The sequence below is a fragment of the uncultured Tateyamaria sp. genome, from assembly GCF_947488715.1.
Classification (GTDB): Bacteria; Pseudomonadota; Alphaproteobacteria; order Rhodobacterales; family Rhodobacteraceae; genus Tateyamaria.
This window is the reverse complement of record NZ_CANLAG010000003.1, coordinates 496418-521590: the sequence shown is the minus strand read 5'-3', so window position 1 is coordinate 521590 and position 25173 is coordinate 496418. Positions and strand designations below refer to the sequence as shown.

Below are 25173 nucleotides of genomic sequence, written 5' to 3'. Positions count from 1 at the left end.
GACAGGTGCCCAAAGGTCTTCCTTTCAGCAATCGCCCTCGCGGCAATCGTTATCTACTGGCTTTGACACTCAATGAGCCCTGACCCTAGACGAGGCCCGGAGTTCGCGTTTGCAGCCAATTGTCGCAAATTGGGCCACGTCCGCAGCATTTGGAGGCTGTGCTCAAAGTCGGCTTAGGCCCGCCCGTGAAGACGGCCTAACTTTTTTAGATCTCAATGGCGTCGGCGATTGCCAGCGCGTCCTCGAGCTCAACGCCCCGGTTCCGGACTGTGCTGTCCATTTTGGTGTGCTCCCACAAAAGCTGGACGGCGCGAAGGTTGCCAGTTCTCTTGTAGATCTGGGTGACTTTCGTGCGTCGCATAGATTGTGTGCCGTATGCACTGGCTTCCAAACCACAAACCCTGCGTTGATCGGGGCCTACGAGACAAAAATCGCCACCCTGGACAAATCCCGCCCTGTTTTACAGGAAAAAGCCAGCCAAACACTGCCTCCCAAGGGACGCATGGAGGAATTTATCGAACACGCCCTCACATTCCTCGCAAGCCCCTATAAAATATGGGAAAACGGCTCATTCACCCTGCGCCGCACAGTCGTCAAACTCGCCCTTGCAGAGCGCCCGACATATGACTGAATTGAGGGCTATCGAACACCAAAAACCACCTTACCATTCAAGGTGTTAGAAAGAATACAACAGGGAAAGTGTGATATGGTGCGGGCGGTGGGACTCGAACCCACACGGGCATACGCCCTTCAGATTTTAAGTCTGATATGTCTACCATTCCATCACGCCCGCGTTCTGTCTTGTTAGGCAATCCCGCGGGGCATCTCAAGCCTGCACTCAGATATCCTCGCCTCGCGGACCCAAAGGACCACCCTCGGACACCAACGCACGTTCGGACAGCCATGGATTGTTCTCGAGCGCCGCAAGCATTTGCGCGCGCGCCTCGGCGGTGCGGCCCATGTTCATCAACGTCAGCGCACGCCCGGATTGCGCGCCCACATGATCGGGCAACAGACGCAGCGCCGCGTCCAGATCCTGCAACGCGGTGGCATAGTCCGCCCTCAAAAACGATGTAAAGGCGCGCTGGTTGAACCCCTCGGCATAGTCGGGGCAATATTTGATCAGCTTGCCAAAAGACTGGATCGCACCCGCATAGTCGCCATTGTTGCGTTGCCGCAGACCGAGGTCCAGCACCTCCTGGGCGGCCTCGTCCGGCGCGTCCAACCAGATTTCCCACATCTGGCTGGAAAACGGCTCTGCTGCGATCTGATTTGGAGCCTCGCGTATCTGTTTGCGCAAAGCGTCAAGCACTGCGGTCTGGTCAGTTACGGGCGGGCACGTCTGGGCCGCGGCTGGACCAGACAAAAGGGCGACGAGGGCAAGATGTTTCATGCCCCATACCGAACCGACTGGCGCGGGCTGCGTCAAGTCATCTGCCTACACAACTCAGTCAACGCTGGGCAGCATCACTTCCTTGACCGCTTCCATCGCGACAAACGTCGACGTCGCGGCCACATGCGGCAGCGTCGAAATCACATCCCCCAAGAACGCGCGGTAGTGGGCCATGTTCTGCGTGCGTATCTTGAGCAAATAGTCGAAATTCCCTGCAATCATATGCGCTTGCTCAATCTCAGGCACATTCCGCACGGCGGCGTTGAACGCGCGCAGCGCGGCTTCCCGTGTGTCCTGCAACCGGACCTCGACAAAGGCCACGTGGTCCAGACCCAATTGGATCGGGTCTAACAAGGCGCGGTAACCCATGATGACGCCACTGCGTTCGAGACGGCGCAACCGTGCCTGTGTCGGGGATTTGGACAGACCAATGCGCGCGGCCAGATCGGTGATGCTCATCCGACCATCCTCTGCCAGAGCAGACAGAATCGATTGGTCAAACCGATCCATACTAACCAAGCTATTTGACCCGCTGGATATAGCATCTTTAGCCGTTTGTTCCGCCATATATGCACCATTCAATCAAAAAAACTTCGTTTTCGCTGATACACTATGTGAAATGCAAAAGGAACCTCAGATGGCACGCGACACCGGACTTGATCTTGGCCAAACCCTTGATGCGAACATGTATGCGGACCCCGACGCCGTGTTGCGCGACCTCATCCAATCGGCTGCCCTAACCCCAGCGGATCGGGTCGCCATCTGCAAAACTGCCACAGACCTTGTGACCGAAATCCGCCAGCAGGCCGCGCCGGGGCTGATGGAGGTCTTTCTCGCTGAATACGGGCTGTCCACCGACGAAGGTGTTGCGTTGATGTGTCTGGCCGAAGCCCTGTTGCGGGTCCCGGACGCGGACACGATCGACGCGCTCATTGAGGACAAAATCGCCCCATCGGATTGGGGCAAACATCTGGGCCATTCAACGTCCAGCCTCGTCAACGCCTCCACGTGGGCATTGATGCTGACGGGGCGTGTGCTGGACGACGATCAACCCGGTCCCGTGCGCCACCTGCGCGGCGCGATCAAACGGTTGGGCGAGCCGGTGATCCGAAGTGCCGTGGCCCGCGCCATGAAGGAAATGGGGCGCCAGTTTGTGCTAGGTGAGGACATAAACAGCGCCATGGACCGCGCCGCCGGGATGGAAGCCAAGGGCTTCACCTATTCCTACGATATGCTGGGCGAGGCGGCGCTGACCGAAGCGGATGCGCGGCGCTATCACTTGGCCTACAGCCGTGCCATCGCAGCCATTGCGCGCGCCTGCACCAGCGACGACATCCGCGAAAATCCAGGCATCTCGGTCAAACTGTCGGCACTGCATCCCCGATATGAGCGCGCGCAACAGGACCGCGTGTTGCGCGATCTGGTGCCGCGCCTGCGGTCACTGGCGTTGCTGGCCAAGTCGGCGGGCATGGGGCTGAACATAGACGCCGAAGAGGCGGACCGCCTGTCGCTCTCGCTCGAGGTGATCGACGCGGTCTTGTCGGAAAAGGCGCTGTCGGGCTGGGACGGTTTCGGCATCGTGATCCAGGCCTATGGCCCACGCGCCGGGGACATGATCGACGCTGTCTACGCCATGGCCGACCGGCACGACCGCCGCATCATGGTGCGGCTGGTCAAGGGCGCCTATTGGGACACCGAGGTCAAGCGTGCGCAAGTCGAAGGCGTGCGCGGTTTTCCCGTCTTTACCCGCAAGGCTGCGACAGACGTGTCCTATGTCGCCAATGCCCGAAAGCTGCTGGGCATGACCGACCGCATCTATCCGCAATTTGCAACCCACAACGCACACACGGTGGCCGCGATCCTGCACATGGCGGATGGTCAGCCCTACGAGTTTCAGCGCCTGCATGGGATGGGCGAGGCGTTGCACACGCTGGTTTTGCGCGGCCACGGCACGCGGTGCCGCATCTATGCGCCAGTGGGCGCGCACCGTGATCTGCTTGCCTATCTGGTGCGCAGGCTGTTGGAAAACGGCGCGAACTCCAGCTTTGTGAACCAGATTGTCGACACGGATGTGCCGCCCAGTGTGGTCGCCGCCGATCCGTTCGATGCCTTGGCGGACACGCCAGTCACCATCCCCGACGGCCCTGCCCTGTTTGCGCCCGAGCGTGCCAATGCACGCGGCTTTGATCTGAGCCACCTGCCCACACTGACCGCCATCGAAGATGCGCGCGCACCATTTGCCAACCACCGCTGGCAAGCGGCATCGCTAACGGTGACCGAAGCCGCTGGCGCAACAGAGACCATCACCAACCCGGCCCGACCAACGGATGTGGTGGGGTCGGCGACCTTTGCCACAGACGCGACTGTGGATGAGGCCATGGCCGATGCGCGCACGTGGCACGCGCCGCAATCCGAACGCCACCGTATCCTGAACGCCGCCGCGGATCTCTACGAGGCACACTTTGGCGAGCTCTTTGCCCTTTTGATGCGCGAGGCGGGTAAATCCCTACCCGACGCAGTGGCCGAGCTGCGCGAGGCGGTGGATTTCCTGCGCTACTACGCCAACACTGAAACACCCAGCGCACCTTTGGGAACCTTCCTGTGCATCTCGCCATGGAACTTCCCGCTCGCGATTTTCACCGGACAGATCGCCGCCGCACTGGCCACGGGCAACGCCGTGCTTGCCAAACCGGCGGAACAAACACCACTGGTTGCACACCGCGCTGTCCAATTGCTGCACCAAGCGGGCGTTCCCCGGTCGGCGCTGCAACTGATCCTCGGGGATGGCGACATCGGTGCTGCACTGACGGCGCATACGGACATAAACGGGGCCGCCTTCACCGGATCGACCGAAACCGCATTGCTTATCCGTGCCAGCCTGGCCCGGAACGCGCAGCCCGGCACACCGCTGATCGCGGAAACCGGCGGGCTGAATGCGATGATTGTCGACAGCACCGCCTTGCCCGAACAAACCGTGCGCAGCGTTATCGAAAGCGCTTTTCAATCGGCCGGGCAACGCTGTTCCGCCCTGCGATGCCTATATGTCCAAGAGGACATCGCTCCGGCATTCACCGAAATGCTGATGGGCGCGATGGATGCATTGAACGTGGGCGACCCGTGGGCGCTTGAAACCGATGTGGGGCCGGTGATTGACACCGCTGCACGCTTGGGGATCGACGCGCACATCGCAAAGGCGCGGTCGGACGGTCGGTTGCTCCATCAAATCACCACACCGGCAGACAGAATTTTCGTCGCGCCAACCTTGATCAAAGTGGACGGCATCGGCGACATCGACCGCGAAGTGTTTGGCCCGGTTTTGCACATTGCGACGTTCAAGGCGCAGCATCTCGACCGTATCATCGACGACATCAACGCGACGGGCTACGGGCTGACTTTTGGTCTGCACACCCGCATCGACGACCGGGTGCAGCATGTGTCGGACCGGATCACCGCCGGCAACATCTATGTCAATCGCAACCAGATTGGTGCGATCGTGGGCAGCCAACCCTTTGGCGGCGTGGGGCTTTCCGGCACAGGGCCAAAAGCTGGCGGGCCAGACTACACCGAACGCTTTTGCGCCGCACACCCAGCGCCGCAGCTAGGCGTCTGGACCAACGATGCCCCCCTGCCCGACATCCCGGACACACCGAACACGACCCTGGCGACCACGGCATTGCCCGGCCCAACTGGCGAAAGCAATGTGCTAAGCCACCACCCACGCCCGCCCATCCTGTGCGCAGGGCCAGGGTCAGAAACCGCGGCGGCACAGGCAAAATCGGTCACAGAATTGGGCGGCATCGCCATCGCCGCAACTGGCCGGTTTGATCCTTCTGCAATGCGTGACTGCGCGCCATTGGGCGGAGTTCTCTGGTGGGGCGACACGGATTTCGCCCGCGCGCTCGAGACGGCACTGGCACAGCGCACAGGACCCATTGTTCCGCTGATCACCGGATATCCCGACCGGGGCCACGCCACAGTCGAGCGCCACATCTGCGTCGACACAACCGCATCGGGTGGAAACGCCGCACTGCTTGGGCAGGCAAGCTAGGCCACGACACACGCAGCACCTCTCTTGATTTCACCGGTCGGCCATCTGACAGGTTGACCCCAACCCGCGCAGGCACAACTGTGCAACCATGTTTCCGATCCGTGACCACAACCCGTCAGGCCGTACGCCATATGTGACCTACCTGCTCTTGGTGGCCAACATCGCCATTTTCCTCAGCTACGTCGGGCTGTTTCAGGACCCGCGCGCGCTGAATGCGCTGTTTTTCGAATATGCCGCGATCCCGGCACGGATAACATCAGGCGATGGGTTCAGAACGCTGTTTTCATCCATGTTCCTGCATGGCGGGTGGCTGCACCTTGCCGGGAACATGCTGTTCCTGTGGATCTTTGGGGACAATGTCGAAGATGAAATGGGGCATATCCCGTTTCTCGTTTTCTATCTGGCAACAGGCCTCGCGGCGGGCCTGCTGCATGTGATGTCGGCACCTTACTCGCCCGTGCCAACCGTCGGCGCATCGGGCGCCATTGCCGGGGTCATGGGCGGATACCTCCTGCTCTTTCCCCGCGCCCGCGTCGACATCCTGTTGATCCTTATAATCTTTTTCCGGATTTTCCCGATCCCGGCATGGATCATGCTTGTCCTGTGGTTTGCTCTTCAGTTCATCGGTGGGCTTGGGTCCGACCCCGACGCTGGCGGCGTGGCCTATTGGGCACATGCCGGTGGGTTCATCGCGGGCATTGTGCTGACCCTACCTTTGTGGCTGGCGCGTGGGGGCCCTCAGTTCTGGAACCGGACCCAAGGTCACCCACCCCACCCCGAAGCCACTTATTCGAGATCACGCATCCCAAAGGTGCACCGATGAAAGCATCATGCCACTGCGGCGCTGTTGTGTTGGACGTGACCCTGACCGATGGATTGGACAGCGCAGGCCGCTGCGACTGCTCGTTTTGCCGCAGACGCGCTGCACCCGCCGTGACAGCACCCAAAACTGGCGTGCGCATCATCCAAGGCGCGGATGCATTGACAACTTATCAATGGGGCACAAAAACCGCACGGCACCACTTTTGCAAGATTTGCGGCATCTACATGTACCACAACCGCCGCTCAGATCCCGACGAAATCGGCGTGAACATGGGCACTCTGGACGGTGTGAACCCTGCCGACTACGAGCCGATCCCCTGGACCGACGGCGTCAATCACCCATCCGACCGGACGGATTAAACCCGAACAATCTTGGCCAGTTGCGGGAACATCGGCTCATTGGCACAGATAATCTCACCGTCTTCCAGAATATCGTTCCCCGGTGTCAAAGGCTCAACCAGTCCGCCCGCCTCGCGGACAATCAACAACCCAGCGGCAATATCCCATGCATTCAGGCGGCGTTCCCAATAGCCGTCATAGCGACCCGCCGCGACATAAGCCAAATCAAGCGCAGCCGCCCCAAACCGGCGAACACCGGAACAGACAGGCATCAGGCGCGCCAACTCCTTCAGAGTTTCCGGCAGGTCCGACCGACCGCCAAAAGGCAGGCCCGTTGAAAACAGACCCTCAATCATCTTGGACCGTCCCGAGACCCGCAAACGCTGGTCATTCATGAACGCACCATTGCCCTTTTCGGCAAAGAACATCTCGTCCTTGGCCGGGTCATAAACAACACCCGCCACGATCTGCCCTTTGTGCTCCAGCGCAATGGACACCGCCCAATGCGGCAAGCCGTGCAGAAAGTTTGTTGTCCCATCCAGCGGATCAACGATCCAGCGGCGTGTCGGGTCCTCGCCATCCGCCTCGCCACCCTCTTCGGCCAACCAGCCATAGGTGGGACGCGCCGTCCGCAACTCTTCGCGAATGATCTCTTCAGCGGCCAGATCGGCCTTGGATACGAAATCGCCCGCACCCTTCATCGACACCTGAAGGTTCTCCACCTCGCGAAAGTCCTTGACCAGCGACCGGCCCGCCTTGCGTGCGGCCTTTACCATGATGTTGAGATTTGCGCTGCCTTGCATCAGGACGCTCCAGATGGGGATGAGGGATCAAGGGGGCGCTATACGCCCCATCCCGACCCTTGCCAAGGGGGGCCTTACCACACGCCTCGCCGCAACAAGATCACTTGCCAACGCGCCCGCCACCTGTTCGACTGACCTCTCCCGCCAAAGAGGTCGCCCATGTCAGATCAGATGCACCACATCACGCTCGCCAGTCGCCCCAATGGCGCGCCAACCGCCGCAAACTTCAACCACCTGTCCGCCCCCATACCCGAACCCAAACCGGGTGAGGTTCTCGTGCGCGTCCACTACATGTCGCTCGACCCCTATATGCGCGGGCGGATGGACGACGCCAAATCCTACGCGGCCCCGGTCCCCATCGGCGGCACAATGGAAGGCGGCGGTGTCGGCGAAGTCATCGCGTCCAAAACAGACGGCATTGCCCCCGGCGACATGGTCTTTGGCATGTTCGGCTGGGCGACCTATGCAACGGCGGATGCCAAAACCGTCCGCAAACTCGACGCTAATCAGGCACCACTCACCGCCGCCTTGGGTGTCCTTGGCATGCCGGGGTTCACAGGCTGGTTCGGCCTCACCGAATATGGCAAGCCCAAGCCCGGCGAAACCCTCGTGGTCGCAGCCGCCACTGGCCCTGTCGGCTCGATGGTGGGACAGATCGCCAAATCCATGGGCCTACGCACTGTCGGTATCGCTGGCGGCACCGACAAATGCGCACTGGCGACGGATAAATTCGGCTTCGACGCCTGCATAGATCACCGCGCCCACGCGGATGCCCGCAGCCTGCGCACAGCGCTTGCACAAGCCGCACCGCACGGCATCGACATCTACTTTGAAAATGTGGGCGGCAAGGTGCTCGAGGCCGTGATACCGCTGATGAACCCCCATGGCCGGATCCCGGTCTGCGGCATGATTTCATGGTACAACGCGGGCGGGCTCGGCGCAGGTGCAGAGGCAACACTGCACGCCCCTGCCCTATGGCGCACCATTCTGGTCAAATACCTCAGCGTGCACGGCTTCATCATCTCGAACCATTGGGACCAATTCCCCAAATTCCTGTCCGACGTCGCACCCAAGGTACAAAGCGGCGACATCGCCATGATCGAAGACGTGGCGCAGGGGCTGGAAAACGCCCCGGCCGCCTTCATTGGCCTGCTCAAGGGCCAAAACGTCGGCAAACAACTCGTCAAACTGATCTGACAGCGCAAAACACGGGTCGGCGGGCGGGCGCCTTTGCCGTCAGGTAAACAGAGCCTCCCGACGACGTCACACTGCCTGCAACTTGCGGGCCTCGACCCGCGCCAACTCAATCAATCGGTCCATATACGGCTTGCCAAGGTCATCTGAGCGCACCGCCGCATACAAACGCCGCGTCAAACCATCCCGCGTCAGCGGTCGGGTGACATAGTCGCTTGAATACTTGACCTCGCGAACCACCCAATCCGGCAACACCGACACCCCACGGTTCGACGCCACGAGTAACAGGATCACGGCCGTCAATTCCGCTTGCCGCACCGCCGCCGGCTCCACCTTGGCCGGTATCAACAACTGACTGAACACATCCAGACGCGTCCGCTCCACAGGATAGGTGATCAACGTCTGATCCCGAAAATCCGCAGCGTCGATATAGTCCCGCTGCGCCAGCGGATGCGTTGACGCGGCCACAAAAACCGGCGCGTAATCAAACAGTTCCACAAATTCGACACCCGGCAGGTCCTCGGGGTCCGACGACACCACCAAGTCCACCTCTTCCTTCAACAACGCAGGCAACGCATCAAAGGCAAGGCCGGGCCGAATATCCACATCCACATCCGGCCAGTTCTTGCGAAACAGCTCCAGAACCGGAAACAACCACTCGAAACAGGCATGGCATTCAATCGCAATATGCAACCGCCCCGACGACCCATCCCTCAGGGCGGAAAATTCCGCCTGTGCCGCTTCGATCTGCGGCAAAATCTGTTCGGCAAGCCGCAACAAACGCAGCCCCGCCGCCGACAGCTTCAACGGTTTTGACCGCCGGACAAACAGCTCAACCCCGGCTTGATCTTCCAAACCCTTCACCTGATGGCTCAACGCAGACTGGGTGATGTGCAGCTGATCCGCCGCGCGCGCCAGGCCGCCTGCCTCATGGATCGCCTTGATTGTCCGCAGGTGGCGGAACTCAATATGCATACCATCCTCATGTTTATCTTGAGAGTTATGAATTTGCCTCAAGATACAACCTCCGTCATACAAGACACAACCCCACCCGGAGACGCCGTATGACCGCCCTGTCCTTTGAGACCTTCCCACCGAAATCGCTCGACGCTTCGTTCCATCTCTGGGACACGGTCAAGGCGCTCACGCCTCTTGCCCCCCGCTTCATCTCGGTGACCTATGGTGCGGGTGGCAGCACACAGTCCCTCACACAAGAAGCCGCGCAAATCCTGCGCAAGACATCCGGCCTGCCGGTGGCCGCACACCTCACCTGCACCGGCCAAAGCCGCGCTGATGTCCTCAAAACAGCCACAGACTATGCCGCTGCTGGCATCACAGACATCGTCGCCCTGCGCGGTGACCCGCCAGCAGGCGGCGCCTTCCAACCGCATCCGGACGGGTTTGAAACAAGCGTTGCGTTGATCACCGCCTTGGCCCGCGCCGGCGACTTCAACATTCGCGTTGGCGCCTACCCGGACACGCACCCGGATGCGACTTCGATGCGCCAGAACATCGACTGGCTCAAGGCCAAGCTGGACGCAGGCGCCACCGAAGCCCTGACGCAGTTCTTCTTCGAAGCCGATACATTCCTTCGGTTCCGCGATGCCTGCGCCGATGCCGGGATCACCGCCCCGATCACGCCGGGCATCCTGCCGGTGACAAACTGGGCACGCACACGCACCTTCTCCGAGCGCTGCGGCACGCCCATCCCCGTTGCCATCGCCACCGCCTTTGACCGCGCACACCGCGAGGATCGCGCTGACCTCTATGCCCTGACCCATTGTGCCGACCTCTGCGACACCCTGATCACCGAGGGCGTCGATGCACTGCACATCTACACGCTCAACCGACCCGACATGACGCTGCAAGTCTGCCGCGCCCTTGGCCTCGTGCCTGCCACAACAATGCGCAACGTCGCCTGATACCTTCCGGCGCATTCGGCACTAGACCAATCGGTCTGTTATGCTTAACCTGCGGGCACCAACCACCGGAGCCCCACCATGCCGCGCATCGCCCAAGGACCGGCTGACCTGCTCAGCCAACAAGAACTGCTTGCCATGTCCGGCCTCGAATTCATGCAAGGCATCCTGGATGGCACGCTGCCCGGTCCACCGATCGGCGATACCATGGGTTATACGCTGCACAGCGTGGCGGACGGGTCCGTCACCTTTCGCGGCACACCGGAATTCAAAACAACAAACCCCATGGGAACCGTCCATGGCGGCTGGTATGGCACCCTGCTCGACAGTGCGATGGCCTGCGCAGTGATGACCAAAGTGCCCAAGGGCGCGGTCTATACCACCTTGGAATACAAGATAAATATCACGCGCGGCATCCCACTGGGCACACAGATCGACTGCATCGGCACTGTTGATCATGCGGGGCGCAGCACAGGCGTTGCCTCGGGCGAAATCCGCGGTGTCGAAGACGGCAAGCTTTACGCCACAGGTTCCACCACCTGCATCATCATGACCTTGCGCTGACACAAAGCGTCAATGCGGGACGGCGGGTGGGGCGTCTTTGGCCGCAGGCCAAACAGCGTCACCCCCGGCCCAAGGTCCCAACCCACCCACGCAACTCCGACGCGCGCTCTGCCCAGGTCTTGCCTGCCGGTGCCTGCGCCACTGACGGGTGTATCCGTTCGGACGGGTCCAAACCCACCGCGCGCGGTTTGCGTGTGATAAACCACCGCCCCAACCCGCGAAACGTCCCGACGGACGGCGCATTGGGATCTTGCGGAAACCGCGCCGCCCAACCCTCCGGCAATGGCAAACCACAGGCCTCGGCCTGTTCCAGCATCCAGACCAATGGAACGTTCGCCAAAGGACGCGCACCACTGTACCCGGTCAAATGACCACCAACATCCCCATGCGTGCCCCGGAACCACATCTGCACCAAATGCCCGTCCCAATCTTCGGACGTGTCCCACATCACGGGCGCATAGGCGACGCGCGTTTCATTGCGGGCCAGCGCATGAAACCCGCGCTTCACGCTTTTGCCAAGGTGGTGGTTGTGAAACGCATGACGCGGCGCACTCAGCCGCCACAAATAGGGCATGTTCAGGCCCAACGACTTCACCGTATCCCACGCTCCGATCATCTCGATCTCGACGGTGCTGTGACAGTTGTTGCGGGCAAAAATCACCGCTGCGTCACTGTCCGGCGTACACTCGTAATGACGGTAAACGTCGCGGATGTTGCGCTCGGTTGCGGCGTCGGCGCGCAAAAGCCCAACCCGGTCGATAATACCGGCGAGCGAGCGCACCGCATAAGCGCCCCGCGAATACCCAAACAGAAACACCCGGTCGCCAGGGCGATAGCGCGAAGCCAGATAACCATAGGCACGCCTGATCTGGCGATTGATGCCGCGACCAAAGATGACATCCCCGCCCCGCCGCCATTGCGACCACTGCAAGCCGGGCTCGTAGTACAGCGACACCTCGCTGGCCACGTCACCCAACAGCTTTGCTGTCAGCCCGGCATTTGTCTCGTCACCCGGCTCAAGCGTGGACATGGTGCCGTCGATGATGATCACGTGCGTTGTGCGCCCACGCCGCGGCGGGGCGACGTCGGCCAACCCTTTTCCGAACCGGCCCTGAAGCCAGCCCGCAATGGTTCTATTCAGCCGCGACAGCATCATCCTTCAACAATTCCCAAACCTTCAGCGGTGTAAATGGCATATCCGCTTGGCGCACACCACGTTCCCACATGGCATCTTGCACCGCATTGGCCACCGCCGCCAATGCTCCGACTGTCCCTGCCTCGCCACAACCCTTCATCCCCATGATGTTAGCCGTCGATGGCACAGGCTCGGAGGTAAACCCGATGTAGGGAACGTCGTCGGCTCGCGGCAAGGCGTAATCCATGAACGTTGCCGTGAGCAATTGACCGTCTTCGTCGAACTGCACATGTTCCGTCAGCGCCTGGCCGATCCCTTGCACAACGCCACCATGCACCTGCCCTTCGGCCAATACTGGGTTGATAAGATTTCCAAAATCGTCAACCACCACGTAACGGTCAACGCGGGTCACGCCCGTGTCAGGATCAATCACAACCTCCGTGATGTGGCAGCCATTGGGGAAACTGCGCGCGTCCAGCGTGGTGCGCCGTTCATGCACCAACAGGTCCTCGCGCCCCTTGTCGCGCGCCATCTCCGCCACTTCCAGCATGGTCGGCGTCATATTGGACCCTTCAATGCGGAACTGCTCATCGTCAAAGCTGATCTCTGAGGCGGCCACCCCCTCTTCCTCGCTGAGGAAGGCAACAAAAGCCTCGGTCATGGCGTCAACCGTGGCAAGCGTGGCCGTGTTCTGCGTCGTCACCGAGCGTGAGCCGCCGGTGCCACCGCCCTGTTTGATCCGGTCGCTGTCGCCCTGCACCACGTCAATCAGATCCACGGGGATGCCCGTCTGATCCGACAGGAACTGAGCATATACGGTCTCGTGACCCTGCCCGTTCGACTGCGTGCCGACATAGATGTTCACACGGCCCTCATCGGTAAATTCAACCTTCGCACTTTCCGAAGGATCGCCCAAAATGCTTTCGATATAGTAACACAGGCCAATCCCGCGCAGCCGGCCCGCCGCAGCATCTGCCGCTTTGCGCGCTGCAAACCCGGCCACGTCAGCTTCAGCCTCGGCACGGCGCAGCACCTTGTCAAAGTCGCCCACGTCATAGGTTTCATCCACCAGCGTATCGTAGGGGAATTGATCCGGTTTGATAAAGTTGATGCGGCGCAACTCCATCGGGTCCACGCCCAACTCGCGCGCCGCCCGGTCCATCGCACGCTCCAGGATATAGATCGCCTCGGGCCGCCCGGCACCGCGATAGGCATCCACTTGCGTCATGTTGGTATAGTAACCCACCGACCGTAAAAAGGCCGCAGGCATATCGTACACGCCCGTCAGTACCCGCGAAAACAGTTGGGTTTGAATGAACTGGGCAAATTGCGAGTTATACGCCCCCATGTTCGCCTCGGTCAGCACGCGGTAGCCAATGATCCGGTGGTTTTCGTCAAAGGCCAGCTCGGTCAGTGACGTCAGATCACGCCCCGCATTGTCCGACAGCATCGCCTCCGTGCGTTCCGACATCCAGCGCACCGGACGCTGCAACGCCTGCGCTGCATGGGCCACCACAAAGTACTCGGGGTACATGAACGCTTTCATCCCGAACCCGCCGCCGGTGTCAGGGTTGGTCACACGAATGGCGTCCTCAGGCATGTTCAGCGCCTTGGCCAAAACGCTCTTTGGTCCCCAAACGCCCTGCCCGTTTATCGCAACATGCAACCGCTCGCCCTCGGGCTCGGCATAACATCCGCGCGGTTCCATCGAATTCACGATGACCCGGTTGTCCGCCACGTCCAGCGACACCACACGCGCCGCCGCCTCAAATGCCGCATTGGTTGCGTCCTCGTCCCCAATCGCCCAGTCATAGACAACGTTGTCCGGCGCTTCGGCGTGGATCGGCTCGCCCCCTTTGGCGGTGTCCATCTTGGCGGGCAGGTCGTCGTAGTCGAGCATGATCAACTCGCCCGCATCGCGCGCTTGCGCTAGCGTATCCGCGACAACAACGGCCACAGGCTCGCCCACGAAACGCAACCGGTCGCGCGCCAACACGGGGCGCTCGGGATTGGCACCATCGCTGCCATCGCGGTTCTTGATAATGGACGCAGGCATGCTGACGTCCACACCCGCCGCTTCCAGATCGGCAAGCGTGTACACCGCATGGACCCCATCGGCCTCTCGCGCGTCACTGACATCCAGCGAGGTGATCGTGCCATGCGCCACGGGCGAACGGAACACGAAAGTCTGCAACGCACCCTCTGGCGCAATGTCATCCACATACCGCCCCTCCCCGGTCAGGAAACGGATATCTTCACGGCGGGTGACGGGTTGGCTCTTGCCGAACTTTTCCATGGGAAAGCTCCTGTCGCTGGAGGGGGACTGGTTGATAGCGAACCTAGCGACAACGTCACCAGTGTCCAGAGCCAGTTACGACGAAGACTTGCCAACATCCGGCACTGTTGGGGCTGAGGCGCGCGGACCGACGTCTCCGACCCACCAGGTCTTGCCACGGCTGTCGCGGAACACTTCAATTTTCGACGTTGGCCCATATTGAAAATACCGGTTCCTGGACCCCGACGGCAGGCTTTCACCCTTCGCGCCCTGGGCATCGCGCCATACCAGCACATATGTCTTCGATTCCGAATTCTTGGATCTACTGATGCGCTCATCTATGGACCAGACCGTCGCCCACTCGGCCCGACCGTATTTGCGCGCTCGGATCGCTTCGATAGCGGCACGCGCCGTCCACCAAAAGACCCCCAAAGCCGCCAGCCCAAAGGCAAGGGATAGCCAACGCATGACCTGCCCATCGCGCCATGTCTTGCCAATCGTATGCTCCATCTGACGTGGCCGACCAGCAAGATATCGAACGTCACGGAGCTGACCAGGTGTAAGTGCCTCATAGAGGTTGCGATCGACCTTCTTCTCGACACTGATTTCGCCACTCTCTGTCGCATACCGAAAGGTCACGAGGTAATCTGTTTCATTCCGATCGTTACGTCGCACACGTTTCGTGCGTCGATCCACAGACATCGCCTCAACGACCACCCCCTCGGCATCAAACGCCAGCCCACGTTTCAGTGAGTGATAGCTGCCAACGGTCGTAAAAACCGAAAACATGGCAATGCAGATGGCAAAAATAGCGCCCTTGCCCCACCACAGCCTCAAAAAACCGGGCGCAGGCCCGTTCGTGTAATCCTTCATGCGCCTGACCCTACCCAACCCCTGCCGCCACCAAAACCCCCTTCCCTTCACACCCTCACCCGGCTATCCCACGCGCCAAGCAAACAAGGGGGCCACCACCATGGCACTGGGCAAATTCAACGCAAAAGAAGCCGAAGCCCGCATCTATGCGGACTGGGAAAAGGCGGGCTGTTTCAACGCGGGCGCCAATGCACGCACCGATGCGGCAACTTACTGCGTCATGATCCCGCCCCCCAACGTCACCGGCGTCCTGCACATGGGTCACGCCTTCAACAACACCCTTCAGGATGTGCTGGTGCGCTGGCACCGCATGCGCGGCTTTGACACGCTCTGGCAGCCGGGCACGGACCACGCGGGCATCGCGACCCAAATGGTGGTCGAGCGGCGTCTGGCCGAACAGCAACAACCCAGCCGCACCGAACTGGGCCGCGAGGCGTTCACCCAGAAAATCTGGGAATGGAAGGCTGAAAGCGGCGGCACAATCGTGTCCCAACTCAAGCGCCTTGGCGCAAGCTGTGATTGGTCGCGCGAGGCCTTCACCATGTCTGGCGCGCCCGGTGCACCCGCGGGGAACGAGGGCAACTTCCACGACGCCGTGATCAAGGTGTTCGTCGAGATGTACAACAAGGGCCTGATTTACCGCGGCAAGCGGCTGGTCAACTGGGACCCGCATTTCGAGACGGCGATCTCAGACCTCGAGGTCGAGAACATCGAAGTGCCCGGCCACATGTGGCACTTCAAATACCCGCTCGCGGGCGGCGAAACCTACACCTATGTGGAAAAGGACGCCGATGGCAACGTCACCTTGACCGAGGAACGCGACTACATCTCCATCGCCACGACCCGCCCCGAAACCATGCTGGGCGACGGCGCGGTCGCGGTTCATCCGTCCGATGATCGTTACGCGCCAATCATTGGAAAACTCTGCGAAATCCCGGTGGGGCCAAAAGAGCACCGCCGCCTGATCCCGATCATCACCGACGAATACCCCGATCCCGACTTCGGCTCGGGCGCGGTCAAGATCACGGGTGCACACGACTTCAACGACTATCAGGTCGCCAAACGCGGCGGCATCCCGATGTACAACCTGATGGACACAAAGGCGAACATGCGCGCCGACGGCAAACCCTATGCCGACGAAGCCGCCGTGGCCCAAGCCATCGCCAACGGAGAGCAAGAGTTCGACGAGGCGATGATCGCCGCCATGAACCTCGTGCCGGATGAATACCGTGGCCTGACCCGCGAAGAGGCCCGCGCGCAGGTGGTTGCCGCCATCACCGCCGAAGGCAACGCGGTCATGATCCCCAACCCGGATTACGACGCCGAGGCCGAGGCGGACCCCGACCGTCGGGTGGGCAATCTGCCCACCATCCCCATGGTCGAAAACAAACCCATCATGCAACCCTTCGGCGACCGTTCCAAAGTCGTGATTGAGCCCCTGCTCACCGACCAATGGTTCGTCGACACCGACAAGATCGTCGGCCCCGCCCTCGATGCGGTGCGCAACGGCGACGTCAAAATCCTGCCCGAAAGCGGGGAGAAGGTCTATTACCACTGGCTCGAAAACATCGAACCCTGGTGCATCTCGCGCCAGCTGTGGTGGGGGCATCAGATCCCGGTTTGGTATGGGCCCAGCGTGATTACGAAGGGCGTTCGGCAAGACTCGGTTGCTCATCTCCATGAAAGTGACGCGGCAATTGAGCGCCTGCGCACTTCACACTTCGACGCATCGACACCTGTGGCGTTCTGCGCCTCCAATGCAGACGAGGCAATGGCGCTTGCTTGGGAATACTACGGACCACTTGGCTACGAATGGCAGGATGGTCTCCAACGCAGCACAGAGAAGTTCAACGTTCTAATTGCCTCCAGCAAAGAAAACGCGACACAGGACCTAGAAACGAACTTTGGGGCCATGGAAGTCGAACTCTGGCAGGATCCCGACGTCCTCGATACCTGGTTCTCCTCCGGCCTCTGGCCCATCGGCACCCTCGGCTGGCCCGAAGACACGGACGAACTCGCAAAGTATTTCCCGACGAGTGACCTCATCACCGGCCAGGACATCCTGTTCTTCTGGGTCGCCCGCATGATGATGATGCAACTCGCTGTTACCGATACCATCCCCTTCGACACCGTCTACCTCCACGGCCTCGTCCGCGACGCCAAGGGCAAGAAGATGTCGAAATCCACCGGCAACGTCGTGGACCCGCTCGACCTGATCGACGAATACGGCGCCGACGCGCTGCGCTTCGCCTCTGCTGCGATGGCAAGCCTCGGCGGCACGCTCAAACTCGACACCCAACGCATCGCAGGCTACCGCAACTTCGGCACAAAACTCTGGAACGCCGCCAGCTACGGCGAGATGCGCGGCACCTTTGACGTGCCCCATTCCGACACTGTCCCCGCGGGGACAGCCCACCCGCTCAACCGCTGGATTATTGGCGAACTGGCAAAAACCCGCGAAACCGTGGATCAGGCGCTCACCGACTACCGCTTCAAAGATGCGGCAAGCGCGCTCTATGCCTTCACCTGGAACACGTTCTGCGACTGGTATCTCGAGTTCACCAAGCCAATTTTCGACGAAGGCACCGCCGAAGAGATCGAAGAAACCAAGGCGACCTACGCCTGGGCGCTGGACCAATGCCTGATCCTGCTGCACCCCATCATGCCCTTCATCACAGAAGAGCTCTGGGGCCAAAAGGCGCGGCCCAAGAAACTGATCCACGCCGATTGGCCCACCTACTCCACTGATCTCGTGGACCCGGACGCGGATACCGAACTCAACTGGGTGATCAAACTGATCGAAGCCATCCGCTCTGCCCGCGCCCAGATGCACGTCCCAGCGGGCGCCTACGTGCCTTGCGTCGTCAAAGGGTTCGAGCCTCAGGCACGCGCCGCCTATGAACGGAACAAAGCGCTCATCCACCGCTTTGCCCGGTTGGAAAGCGTGTCTGACGTCGACGACTTCCCCAAAGGGACGGTCGCGCTGGCCATCACCGGCGGCACCTTCGGGCTGCCTCTGGCGGATGTGATTGACGTCGCCGAAGAGATTGCGCGCCTCGAAAAGACGTTGGGCAAGCTGGCCAAGGAACTGGGCGGCCTGCGTGGGCGGCTCAAGAACCCAAAATTCGCACAGAGCGCGCCGCCAGAGGTGGTTGAGGAAACCAAAGCCAACCTCGCCCTGCGCGAGGACGAAGAGGCCAAGCTGAACGAGGCATTGAGCCGCCTGAAAGAGCTTTGAAGTAACGCCGCTAGACGCACGGCCCCAAACGGCCGTGCGACATCTCCACCTGCCCTACAGGGGCCATGTGGGGCTCAGGTCGCAGCCGCCGCCCATCATGTCGTCGCCGCAAGGCGGCATTTGGATCACTTGAAGACAGGCGCGCGTTTCTGGATGGTGGCGGCGACCATCTCCATCTGGTCCGGCTTGCCGATCAGGCTGGCCTGAACCCGGCTTTCCTCCATCAGCACATCGTCGGCGCCGTGCGTCTCGGCATAGCCGATCAATGCCTTGGCTGCGCGCAATGCGGATGGCGATTTTTGCGCCAACTCACCGGCCAATGCCAATGCTGCGGCCTGTGGATCTGCGGCCACTTCCGTCACTAGACCCCAGGCCTCGGCCTGTTCAGCGGAAACCGGTGTTGCGGTATAGGTCAGCCTGCGCAGCACGTCGCTGCGCACAAGGCGGGGCAACAGCACCATGCCGCCCATATCCGGCACGATGCCCCACTTCATTTCCATCACGGCAAAGCGTGCATCGGGCGCGGCGATGCGTATATCCGCGCCCAGCGCCAACTGCATGCCAGCGCCATAGCACACGCCGTGGACAGCGGCGATTACGGGTTGCGGCACCCGTGTCCAGACCATCGCAACTTCTTGCCATTGGTTGGTTGTGCCTGCGCCGTGCGTGCGGGGCATCAACAAATCATTGGGGTCTTTGCCAATCATGGCGCCCAAACCGCCGATGTCGATGCCCGCACAAAACCCCTTGCCCTCACCAGAGATCACACAGACCCGCGCATCCGATGCCGCAACTTCGTCACCTGCGGCAATCACCGCGTCGATCATCGCCTGATCCACGGCGTTTATCTTGTCGGCACGGTTCAGCCGGACATGCGCGATATGGTTATCATAGGTGATGGTCACACGGGGGGCATCAGACATTGGTTCGGTCTCCTGTTTGTCCCACCCAAACCCATCCGGCAGGCGCGCGCCAGAAAAACGTCAGGGCACAACACGCTCAACGGCGCGCATCATACCGAGCCCCTTGTCGTACACGAGGGTCAGAATGCGCCGACCGCCACCAGTCTTTGCGGCCACGCCCGGTACAACCCGCACCGCACTAGCGGCGACGGCCGTTGCCAGAAATCCACGTCGCGTCATCTTTGCCATTTCGACACACCTCCAGTTGCGAACGGTTCTCAATATAGGCGCTGACGCGCCAAACCCCAAATCCTTGCCCCGCGCGCGCCGTCGCGTTACCCCTCTGTCATGACAGATTTTCGCCTCACACCGCTTGCCGTCAGCCTGCCCTCAACCGTGCCATTTGTCGGCCCCGAAGCACAGGAACGCGCCCGCGGCACCGCATTTGAGGCGCGCCTTGGCGCCAATGAAAACGTCTTTGGCCCGTCGCCGCGCGCGCAAGTGGCCATGGCGCAGGCTGATCAGTGGATGTATGGCGACCCCGAAAACCATGACCTGCGGCACGCTCTGGCGGCGCACCATGGCATCCCGGCTGGTCAGTTTATGGTGGGCGAAGGGATCGACGGGTTGCTCGGCTACCTTGCCCGCCTGTTTGTGGGACCAGGCGATCACGTGGTCACATCTTTGGGCGCGTACCCGACATTCAACTACCACGCGGCGGGCTTTGGCGGCACCTTGCACACCGTTCCCTATGTGGACGACCACGAAGACCCCGCATCCCTGTTTGCCAAGGCGGCAGAGGTCGATGCGAAGCTGGTCTATCTGGCCAACCCCGACAACCCGATGGGCACAGTACATGAGGGTGCGACGCTGACCCGCGCCCTGGACATGCTGCCGTCCGGCACTCTGTTGATCCTCGACGAGGCCTATGTCGAATGCGCCCCCGAAGGCACCGCACCCGACATTGATCCAAATGACCCACGGGTCGTGCGGATGCGCACGTTTTCAAAGGCTTACGGCATGGCTGGCGCACGCGTCGGCTATGCGATCGGCGCAGTTTCGTTGATCGAAGCCTTTAACAAGGTGCGCAACCATTTCGGCATGAACCGCGCCGCTCAGGCCGGTGCATTGGCCGCGTTGGAGGATCAGGCACACCTGGACAAAACCGTGCGTGACATCGCCCTCGCGCGCGACCAAATAGGCGAGATTGCCAAGGCCAATGGGCTTGTACCCTTGCCCTCCGCCACCAACTTTGTCGCCCTTGATTGCGGGCGCGACGGGGCCTTTGCCAAGGCGGTGTTGAACGGATTGATCGCGCGCGGGATTTTTGTGCGTATGCCCTTTGCCGCGCCGCAAAACCGCTGCATCCGCGTCAGTTGCGGCACTGACGCAGACCTCGCGGCCTTTGCCCGCGCCCTGCCCGGTGCGCTGGAAGACGCGCAAAGGGGCTGACAGGACAGGATGTCGCACTATAGTTGAGCGCGTTACATCTGCCTGCGAGGTCACCATGGACGATCACAACATGGGTCGCGCGCCGAACTACACCAGCGCATGTCTTGTGATGTTTGGCGTTAACATTACCTGGATACTGGTTGCGATCTGGGCAATCTGGGGCTTGATTGCAGCCGTTTTTTTGGGCCTGGGCGTCAACCACCTGATCGATCGCAGCAGGGTGTGGGCGGCGCGGCGACAGGCCGCCTCTATCCGGCGCGGCAAGAGCGTCTGAGCCCCGGCCGGGTATCACCCTTTTGCAATCACCCCTGCGGCCGCATCCAGACCACCCGGTGCATGGGGGATGTCCAGTGCGGTCAGCCCGGCCTGAATACCGCCCAGCAACCCCATGATCATGTGTCCGTTGACATGGCCCATGTGGCCCAGCCGGAAAAACCCGTGCCATGCCGGATCGCCCGGTGGTGCCATGCCCAGCCCAATGCCAAGTGTCAGTCCGAGGTTGTGTTCGACCCAGTCGCGCAGTGCCGTGCCGTGCGGCGCGCCAATGCGCAGCGCTGTTACTGCTGTGCTGCGGTGCGCGGTATCGCTCACGTTCAATTCGAGCGGCCCCTGCCCTGCCCACGTGTCGCAGGCCGCCCAAATGGCGCGGGCCAACAGGGCGTGGCGCGCCCAGACGTTTTCCAGACCCTCGGCGTGGATCATGTCGAGTGCCGCGCGCAAACCATAGAGATGATGTGTCGGCGCGGTGCCGTTCCAGTACATGAAAAACTCTTCGGGATTGGCACGGGGCTCCCAATCCCAATAGCGACTGACCCGCGGCAGAGCGGCGCGGGCGGCCTGCGCCTTGTCATTGAAAAACACGAAACACATGCCCGGCGGCACCATCAGTCCCTTTTGACAGCCCGCCACCATGACATCGACACCCCAGGCGTCCATCTCGAAGGGGTCGCAACCCAGCGATGCGATGCAATCGACCATGAGCAACGCGGGGTGTCCCACAGCGTCCAGCAGTGTGCGCAGTGCTGCGACGTCGTTGCGCACGGATGTCGATGTGTCCACGTGTACCGCCAGCACGGCTTTGATCCGGTGGTCTGCGTCTGCACGCAAGGCGTCCGCGATCTGATCCATGTCCCAGGGCGCTCGTTTGCCGAAGTCGAGGATATGCGTGTCGATCCCCAGCCCGTCGGCCATGTCGGCCCAGCCATGCCCAAAGCGCCCGGTCGCAGGCACCAGCACAGCGTCACCGGGGGCAAGCGTGTTGGCCAGTGCGGCCTCCCATGCGGCGTGGCCGTTGCCGATGTACATGGCCACGTGTCCGTCCGTGCGCGCCACCCGCTTGAGATCCGGCACCAGGCTGGCAGCAAGATCAATGAGCGCGCCCGCGTAGATATTGGGCGCGGCACGGTGCATCGCTTGCAACACCGCATCGGGCATCACCGAGGGTCCCGGAATGGCGAGATATTCGCGACCGTGGCGCGCAAGGGGCAAGGATGGCATGGCAATCTCCGAAGGGATGTTTGCCCGGCACCCTAGCGCGGCGCGGCGCGGCGTCAATCGGTGCATGCGCTTGCCCTGCCCTGAACCGCGCGGTACACCTTTGCTTCAACGGAACTCATCGGGGCGCGGCACATGTGGCCGCTTGGATCCAAGCGTGACCTCACCCAATACGCCAGACACTCCCAGCATGCCGTCAGGCCCGCTTTTGCGATGGCTTTGGACGTACTACCTGAAAAAACACTGGCGCCTGATGCTGGTCGCTGTGTTCTTTATGCTCGTCGAGGGATCGATGCTGGGCGCGCTGGCCAAACTGATGGAGCCGATGTTCGATCAAGTGTTTGTTGCTGGCAACGGCAATATGCTGATCTGGGTCGGTGCGTTTGTGGTTGGCATCTTTATCGTCCGCGCCACCTCGTCCGTTATCCAAAAGCTGATCCTGACCCGCGTTGCCCTCAAGACCAGTGCGGCGCTGCGCATGGATCTGCTAGACCGCATCATGTTGCAGGACGGCGCATTTCACCAAATCCACCCGCCGGGGTTTCTGATCCAGCGGGTGCAGGCGGATGTTGGGGCCGTGGGCGACGTGTGGCGGGCCATCATCACAGGCGCGGGGCGCGACTTGCTGGGGCTAATAGTTCTGCTGGGCGTGGCCATCAGCGTGGACCCTGTGTGGGCCTTGTTGGCCTGTATCGGCATTCCGGTTCTCGTGCTGCCTGCGGCGATGGCACAGCGCTTTGTGCGGGCCTATGCGCGCAAGTCGCGCGACCTTGGCGCCAACCTGGCCACCCGCCTGGACGAGGTGTTTCACGGCATCGTTCAGGTCAAACTGAACGCGCTGGAGCGGTATCAGGCCGCACAATACCGCACGCTGACGGAACGGTTCATCAAGACCGAGGTCAAAACCGCCTTTGGCAGCGCGGCGATCCCTGCGATGATCGACATCATATCGGGCGTCGGGTTTATGGCTGTGATCCTATATGGCGGGTCCGAGATCATCTCGGGCGAAAAGACCATTGGTCAGTTCATGACGTTCTTCACCGCCATGGGGTTTGCCTTTGATCCAATGCGCAGGCTGGGCAACATCTCGGGCCTGTGGCAAGCAGCGGCCGCGTCGATCGAGCGGGTCAAAGAGCTGCTGGATGCGCCCCTTGCCTTGACCTCGCCGGACAATCCGGAAACCGCGCCTGACGGCGTGCCAGAGATCGCGATCGAAGACGTCGCGCTGGACTATGGTGACACGCGGGTTCTGGACGGCGTGTCGCTGGTTGCAAGTCCCGGCGAGACCACAGCGTTAGTTGGCGCGTCCGGCGCGGGCAAATCCAGTATCTTTAACCTGCTGACGCGGCTGGTCGACCCACAGCAAGGTGCCGTGCGCATCGGCGGCGTCAAGACCACTGACATGTCCCTTGAGGACCTGCGCGGCCTGTATTCTGTGGTGACGCAAGAGGCGCTGCTGTTTGACGAAACGCTGCGCGAGAATGTGCTGTTGGGTCGGACGGATGTCAGCGATGCGCAACTGCAGGCCGCACTGGACGCCGCCCATGTGACAGATTTCATCGACAAGCTGCCCAACGGCATCGACAGTCATGTTGGCCCGCGCGGGTCAGCCCTATCTGGCGGGCAGCGTCAACGGGTTGTGATTGCGCGCGCTCTTTTGCGCGACACGCCTGTCCTGCTGCTGGACGAAGCCACCTCTGCACTGGATGCGCAATCGGAGAAAGTCGTGCAGACCGCGCTTGACCGGTTGTCCAAGGGGCGCACCACGCTGGTCATCGCGCACCGGCTGTCCACCATTCGCGGTGCCAACAAAATCGTGGTGATGGACCGGGGCAAAGTCATGGATTCCGGCACCCATGAGGAATTGCTGGACCGGGGTGGCATCTATGCCGACCTGTACCGGTTGCAGTTCAAGGACGGCAAGACCGTCATCGACGCCAATGTCACCATAGCCGCAGACGGTCAGGCCGCCGAAGACACGCCTGCACCCGGCCTGCTGACCCGTTTGCGGTCGCGGTTTTGGGGCTAGGCTTCACTCACGACGGTATTGCCGGGCCAGCGTGTCCACATTTACCCCAGCCAGATACTGCACCAACGTCCAAAGGTTGCGCGCGCCGCGTCTGAGCCACCCTTGCTGGCGATATTTCTCGCCGCTGGTGATCGCGATGCCGTCCAGTTGGGTCAGGTGTCCACGCAGTGCCCGCGCCATGGCGACGTCCTCCATCAGCGGGATATCGGCATAACCACCCACCCGGTCATAGAGGCTGCGCCGGATCAAAAGGCCCTGATCCCCGTAGGGCAAACCAAAGAGCCTCGCACGCAGATTGGCCCAGGCCGCCACCGCGCGCCCGCCCCTGTCAAAGCGCAGCGCGAAATACCCCGCGTCGGCCTGGCCCAGATGGGCGTCCACAGCACTGGTCCAACCGGCATCCAGAACAGTGTCAGCATGCAGGATCAGCAGCCACGTCCCACGCGCAGCGTCACACCCGCGGCGCAATTGCCCACCACGCGACGGTGGGCCAGTGACGATCTCGGCACCCCATGCGTCGGCGACGGCGCGCGTTTCGTCATCTGATCCGCCGTCGGTCACAATCAGCTCAGCGATCAAGCCGGCCTCGATCCCCTCCATCAGCGCGGACAGGCAGGTGTGCAGCCCGGATCCGGAGTTCATCGTAGGAATGACAATAGACAGTGGTGCAGGCACATCGCCCCCCTTTTGCAC

The 25173-nt window shown here is 61.5% G+C and carries 21 protein-coding genes, 1 tRNA gene and 1 pseudogene; 10 read left to right on the top strand and 13 right to left on the bottom strand.

The annotated features are described in order from the left end of the window. Positions 1-205: 205 nt before the first annotated feature. From Q0936_RS10435 to Q0936_RS10420, 4 genes and pseudogenes are all read right to left on the bottom strand, one after another. Positions 206-394 (bottom strand): annotated as a pseudogene (locus Q0936_RS10435) (integrase); the annotation flags it as partial. Between the two features lie 313 nt (positions 395-707). After that, positions 708-793, bottom strand: a tRNA-Leu gene (locus Q0936_RS10430). A 45-nt stretch (positions 794-838) separates the two neighbouring features. Then, complete coding sequence (locus Q0936_RS10425; protein ID WP_299298642.1) at positions 839-1393, bottom strand: tetratricopeptide repeat protein; 555 nt, start codon at positions 1391-1393, stop codon at positions 839-841. Positions 1394-1447: 54 nt separating this feature from the next. After that, complete coding sequence (locus tag Q0936_RS10420; RefSeq protein WP_299298640.1) at positions 1448-1903, bottom strand: Lrp/AsnC family transcriptional regulator; 456 nt, start codon at positions 1901-1903, stop codon at positions 1448-1450. Between the two features lie 127 nt (positions 1904-2030). Here Q0936_RS10420 and putA point away from each other — a divergent pair, with 127 nt between their 5' ends. The 3 genes from putA to Q0936_RS10405 all read left to right on the top strand — a co-directional run bounded on the left by putA (position 2031) and on the right by Q0936_RS10405 (position 6623). After that, positions 2031-5441, top strand: coding sequence for a bifunctional proline dehydrogenase/L-glutamate gamma-semialdehyde dehydrogenase PutA (gene putA / locus Q0936_RS10415; RefSeq protein WP_299298637.1), 3411 nt, complete (start codon positions 2031-2033; stop codon positions 5439-5441). 88 nt (positions 5442-5529) lie between these two features. Continuing rightward, a complete protein-coding gene (locus tag Q0936_RS10410; RefSeq protein ID WP_299298634.1) occupies positions 5530-6264 on the top strand; it encodes a rhomboid family intramembrane serine protease in 735 nt (244 codons plus the stop codon). Then, entirely contained in the window at positions 6261-6623 is a 363-nt protein-coding gene (locus tag Q0936_RS10405; protein WP_299298631.1) for a GFA family protein, read from the top strand. The genes Q0936_RS10410 and Q0936_RS10405 overlap by 4 nt, the downstream gene beginning before the upstream one ends. On the opposite strand, the gene Q0936_RS10400 is transcribed toward Q0936_RS10405, so the two are convergent. Beyond that, complete coding sequence (locus Q0936_RS10400; RefSeq protein WP_299146531.1) at positions 6620-7405, bottom strand: inositol monophosphatase family protein; 786 nt, start codon at positions 7403-7405, stop codon at positions 6620-6622. The two genes, Q0936_RS10405 and Q0936_RS10400, sit on opposite strands and share 4 nt — an antisense overlap. 159 nt (positions 7406-7564) lie before the next feature. Between Q0936_RS10400 and Q0936_RS10395 the strand changes: the two genes are divergently transcribed. Then, on the top strand, positions 7565-8602 hold the full coding sequence (locus tag Q0936_RS10395) for an NADP-dependent oxidoreductase (protein ID WP_299298629.1): 1038 nt from the start codon (positions 7565-7567) through the stop codon (positions 8600-8602). A gap of 66 nt (positions 8603-8668) precedes the next feature. Here the strand turns inward: Q0936_RS10395 and Q0936_RS10390 are convergent, their stop codons facing one another. Continuing rightward, positions 8669-9574, bottom strand: coding sequence for a LysR family transcriptional regulator (locus Q0936_RS10390; protein ID WP_299298626.1), 906 nt, complete (start codon positions 9572-9574; stop codon positions 8669-8671). Positions 9575-9663: 89 nt separating this feature from the next. Between Q0936_RS10390 and Q0936_RS10385 the strand changes: the two genes are divergently transcribed. Together Q0936_RS10385 and Q0936_RS10380 are read left to right on the top strand one after the other, a co-directional pair. Continuing rightward, the gene (locus Q0936_RS10385; protein ID WP_299298623.1) at positions 9664-10521 is read left to right on the top strand and encodes a methylenetetrahydrofolate reductase; all 858 of its coding nucleotides are present in this window, start codon (positions 9664-9666) and stop codon (positions 10519-10521) included. Positions 10522-10599: 78 nt separating this feature from the next. Continuing rightward, entirely contained in the window at positions 10600-11082 is a 483-nt protein-coding gene (locus tag Q0936_RS10380) for a PaaI family thioesterase (protein ID WP_299298620.1), read from the top strand. Between the two features lie 58 nt (positions 11083-11140). On the opposite strand, the gene Q0936_RS10375 is transcribed toward Q0936_RS10380, so the two are convergent. From Q0936_RS10375 to Q0936_RS10365, 3 genes are all read right to left on the bottom strand, one after another. Further along, the gene (locus Q0936_RS10375; protein ID WP_299298617.1) at positions 11141-12238 is read right to left on the bottom strand and encodes a DUF2235 domain-containing protein; all 1098 of its coding nucleotides are present in this window, start codon (positions 12236-12238) and stop codon (positions 11141-11143) included. After that, positions 12216-14513 carry a xanthine dehydrogenase family protein molybdopterin-binding subunit gene (locus tag Q0936_RS10370; RefSeq protein WP_299298614.1) on the bottom strand — a complete coding sequence of 766 codons (2298 nt, stop codon included), beginning with the start codon at positions 14511-14513 and terminating at the stop codon, positions 12216-12218. Before Q0936_RS10370 ends, Q0936_RS10375 begins: the two co-directional genes overlap by 23 nt. 75 nt (positions 14514-14588) lie before the next feature. Next, complete coding sequence (locus Q0936_RS10365; RefSeq protein WP_299378084.1) at positions 14589-15365, bottom strand: DUF3592 domain-containing protein; 777 nt, start codon at positions 15363-15365, stop codon at positions 14589-14591. Between the two features lie 100 nt (positions 15366-15465). On the opposite strand from Q0936_RS10365, the gene Q0936_RS10360 reads away from it, so the two are divergent. Continuing rightward, the gene (locus Q0936_RS10360) at positions 15466-18603 is read left to right on the top strand and encodes a valine--tRNA ligase (protein WP_299378081.1); all 3138 of its coding nucleotides are present in this window, start codon (positions 15466-15468) and stop codon (positions 18601-18603) included. Positions 18604-18728: 125 nt separating this feature from the next. Here the strand turns inward: Q0936_RS10360 and Q0936_RS10355 are convergent, their stop codons facing one another. Both Q0936_RS10355 and Q0936_RS10350 read right to left on the bottom strand, forming a co-directional pair. Further along, positions 18729-19526 carry a crotonase/enoyl-CoA hydratase family protein gene (locus Q0936_RS10355; protein WP_299297589.1) on the bottom strand — a complete coding sequence of 266 codons (798 nt, stop codon included), beginning with the start codon at positions 19524-19526 and terminating at the stop codon, positions 18729-18731. Between the two features lie 60 nt (positions 19527-19586). Next, positions 19587-19754: a Tat pathway signal protein gene (locus Q0936_RS10350; protein ID WP_299297590.1), complete on the bottom strand. Its 168-nt coding sequence runs from the start codon at positions 19752-19754 to the stop codon at positions 19587-19589. A gap of 99 nt (positions 19755-19853) precedes the next feature. Between Q0936_RS10350 and Q0936_RS10345 the strand changes: the two genes are divergently transcribed. Together Q0936_RS10345 and Q0936_RS10340 are read left to right on the top strand one after the other, a co-directional pair. Further along, entirely contained in the window at positions 19854-20957 is a 1104-nt protein-coding gene (locus Q0936_RS10345; protein WP_299297591.1) for a pyridoxal phosphate-dependent aminotransferase, read from the top strand. A gap of 55 nt (positions 20958-21012) precedes the next feature. Then, positions 21013-21231 (top strand): hypothetical protein, encoded by a 219-nt coding sequence (locus tag Q0936_RS10340; RefSeq protein ID WP_299146543.1) that lies wholly within the window; start codon positions 21013-21015, stop codon positions 21229-21231. A 14-nt stretch (positions 21232-21245) separates the two neighbouring features. Here Q0936_RS10340 and Q0936_RS10335 read toward each other — a convergent pair whose 3' ends face one another. Further along, positions 21246-22454 carry an aminotransferase class V-fold PLP-dependent enzyme gene (locus Q0936_RS10335; protein WP_299297592.1) on the bottom strand — a complete coding sequence of 403 codons (1209 nt, stop codon included), beginning with the start codon at positions 22452-22454 and terminating at the stop codon, positions 21246-21248. A gap of 187 nt (positions 22455-22641) precedes the next feature. Here Q0936_RS10335 and Q0936_RS10330 point away from each other — a divergent pair, with 187 nt between their 5' ends. Continuing rightward, positions 22642-24480: an ABC transporter ATP-binding protein gene (locus Q0936_RS10330; protein ID WP_299146553.1), complete on the top strand. Its 1839-nt coding sequence runs from the start codon at positions 22642-22644 to the stop codon at positions 24478-24480. 3 nt (positions 24481-24483) lie between these two features. Here Q0936_RS10330 and Q0936_RS10325 read toward each other — a convergent pair whose 3' ends face one another. After that, positions 24484-25155, bottom strand: coding sequence for a TIGR04283 family arsenosugar biosynthesis glycosyltransferase (locus tag Q0936_RS10325; protein WP_299297593.1), 672 nt, complete (start codon positions 25153-25155; stop codon positions 24484-24486). Positions 25156-25173 lie beyond the last annotated feature (18 nt).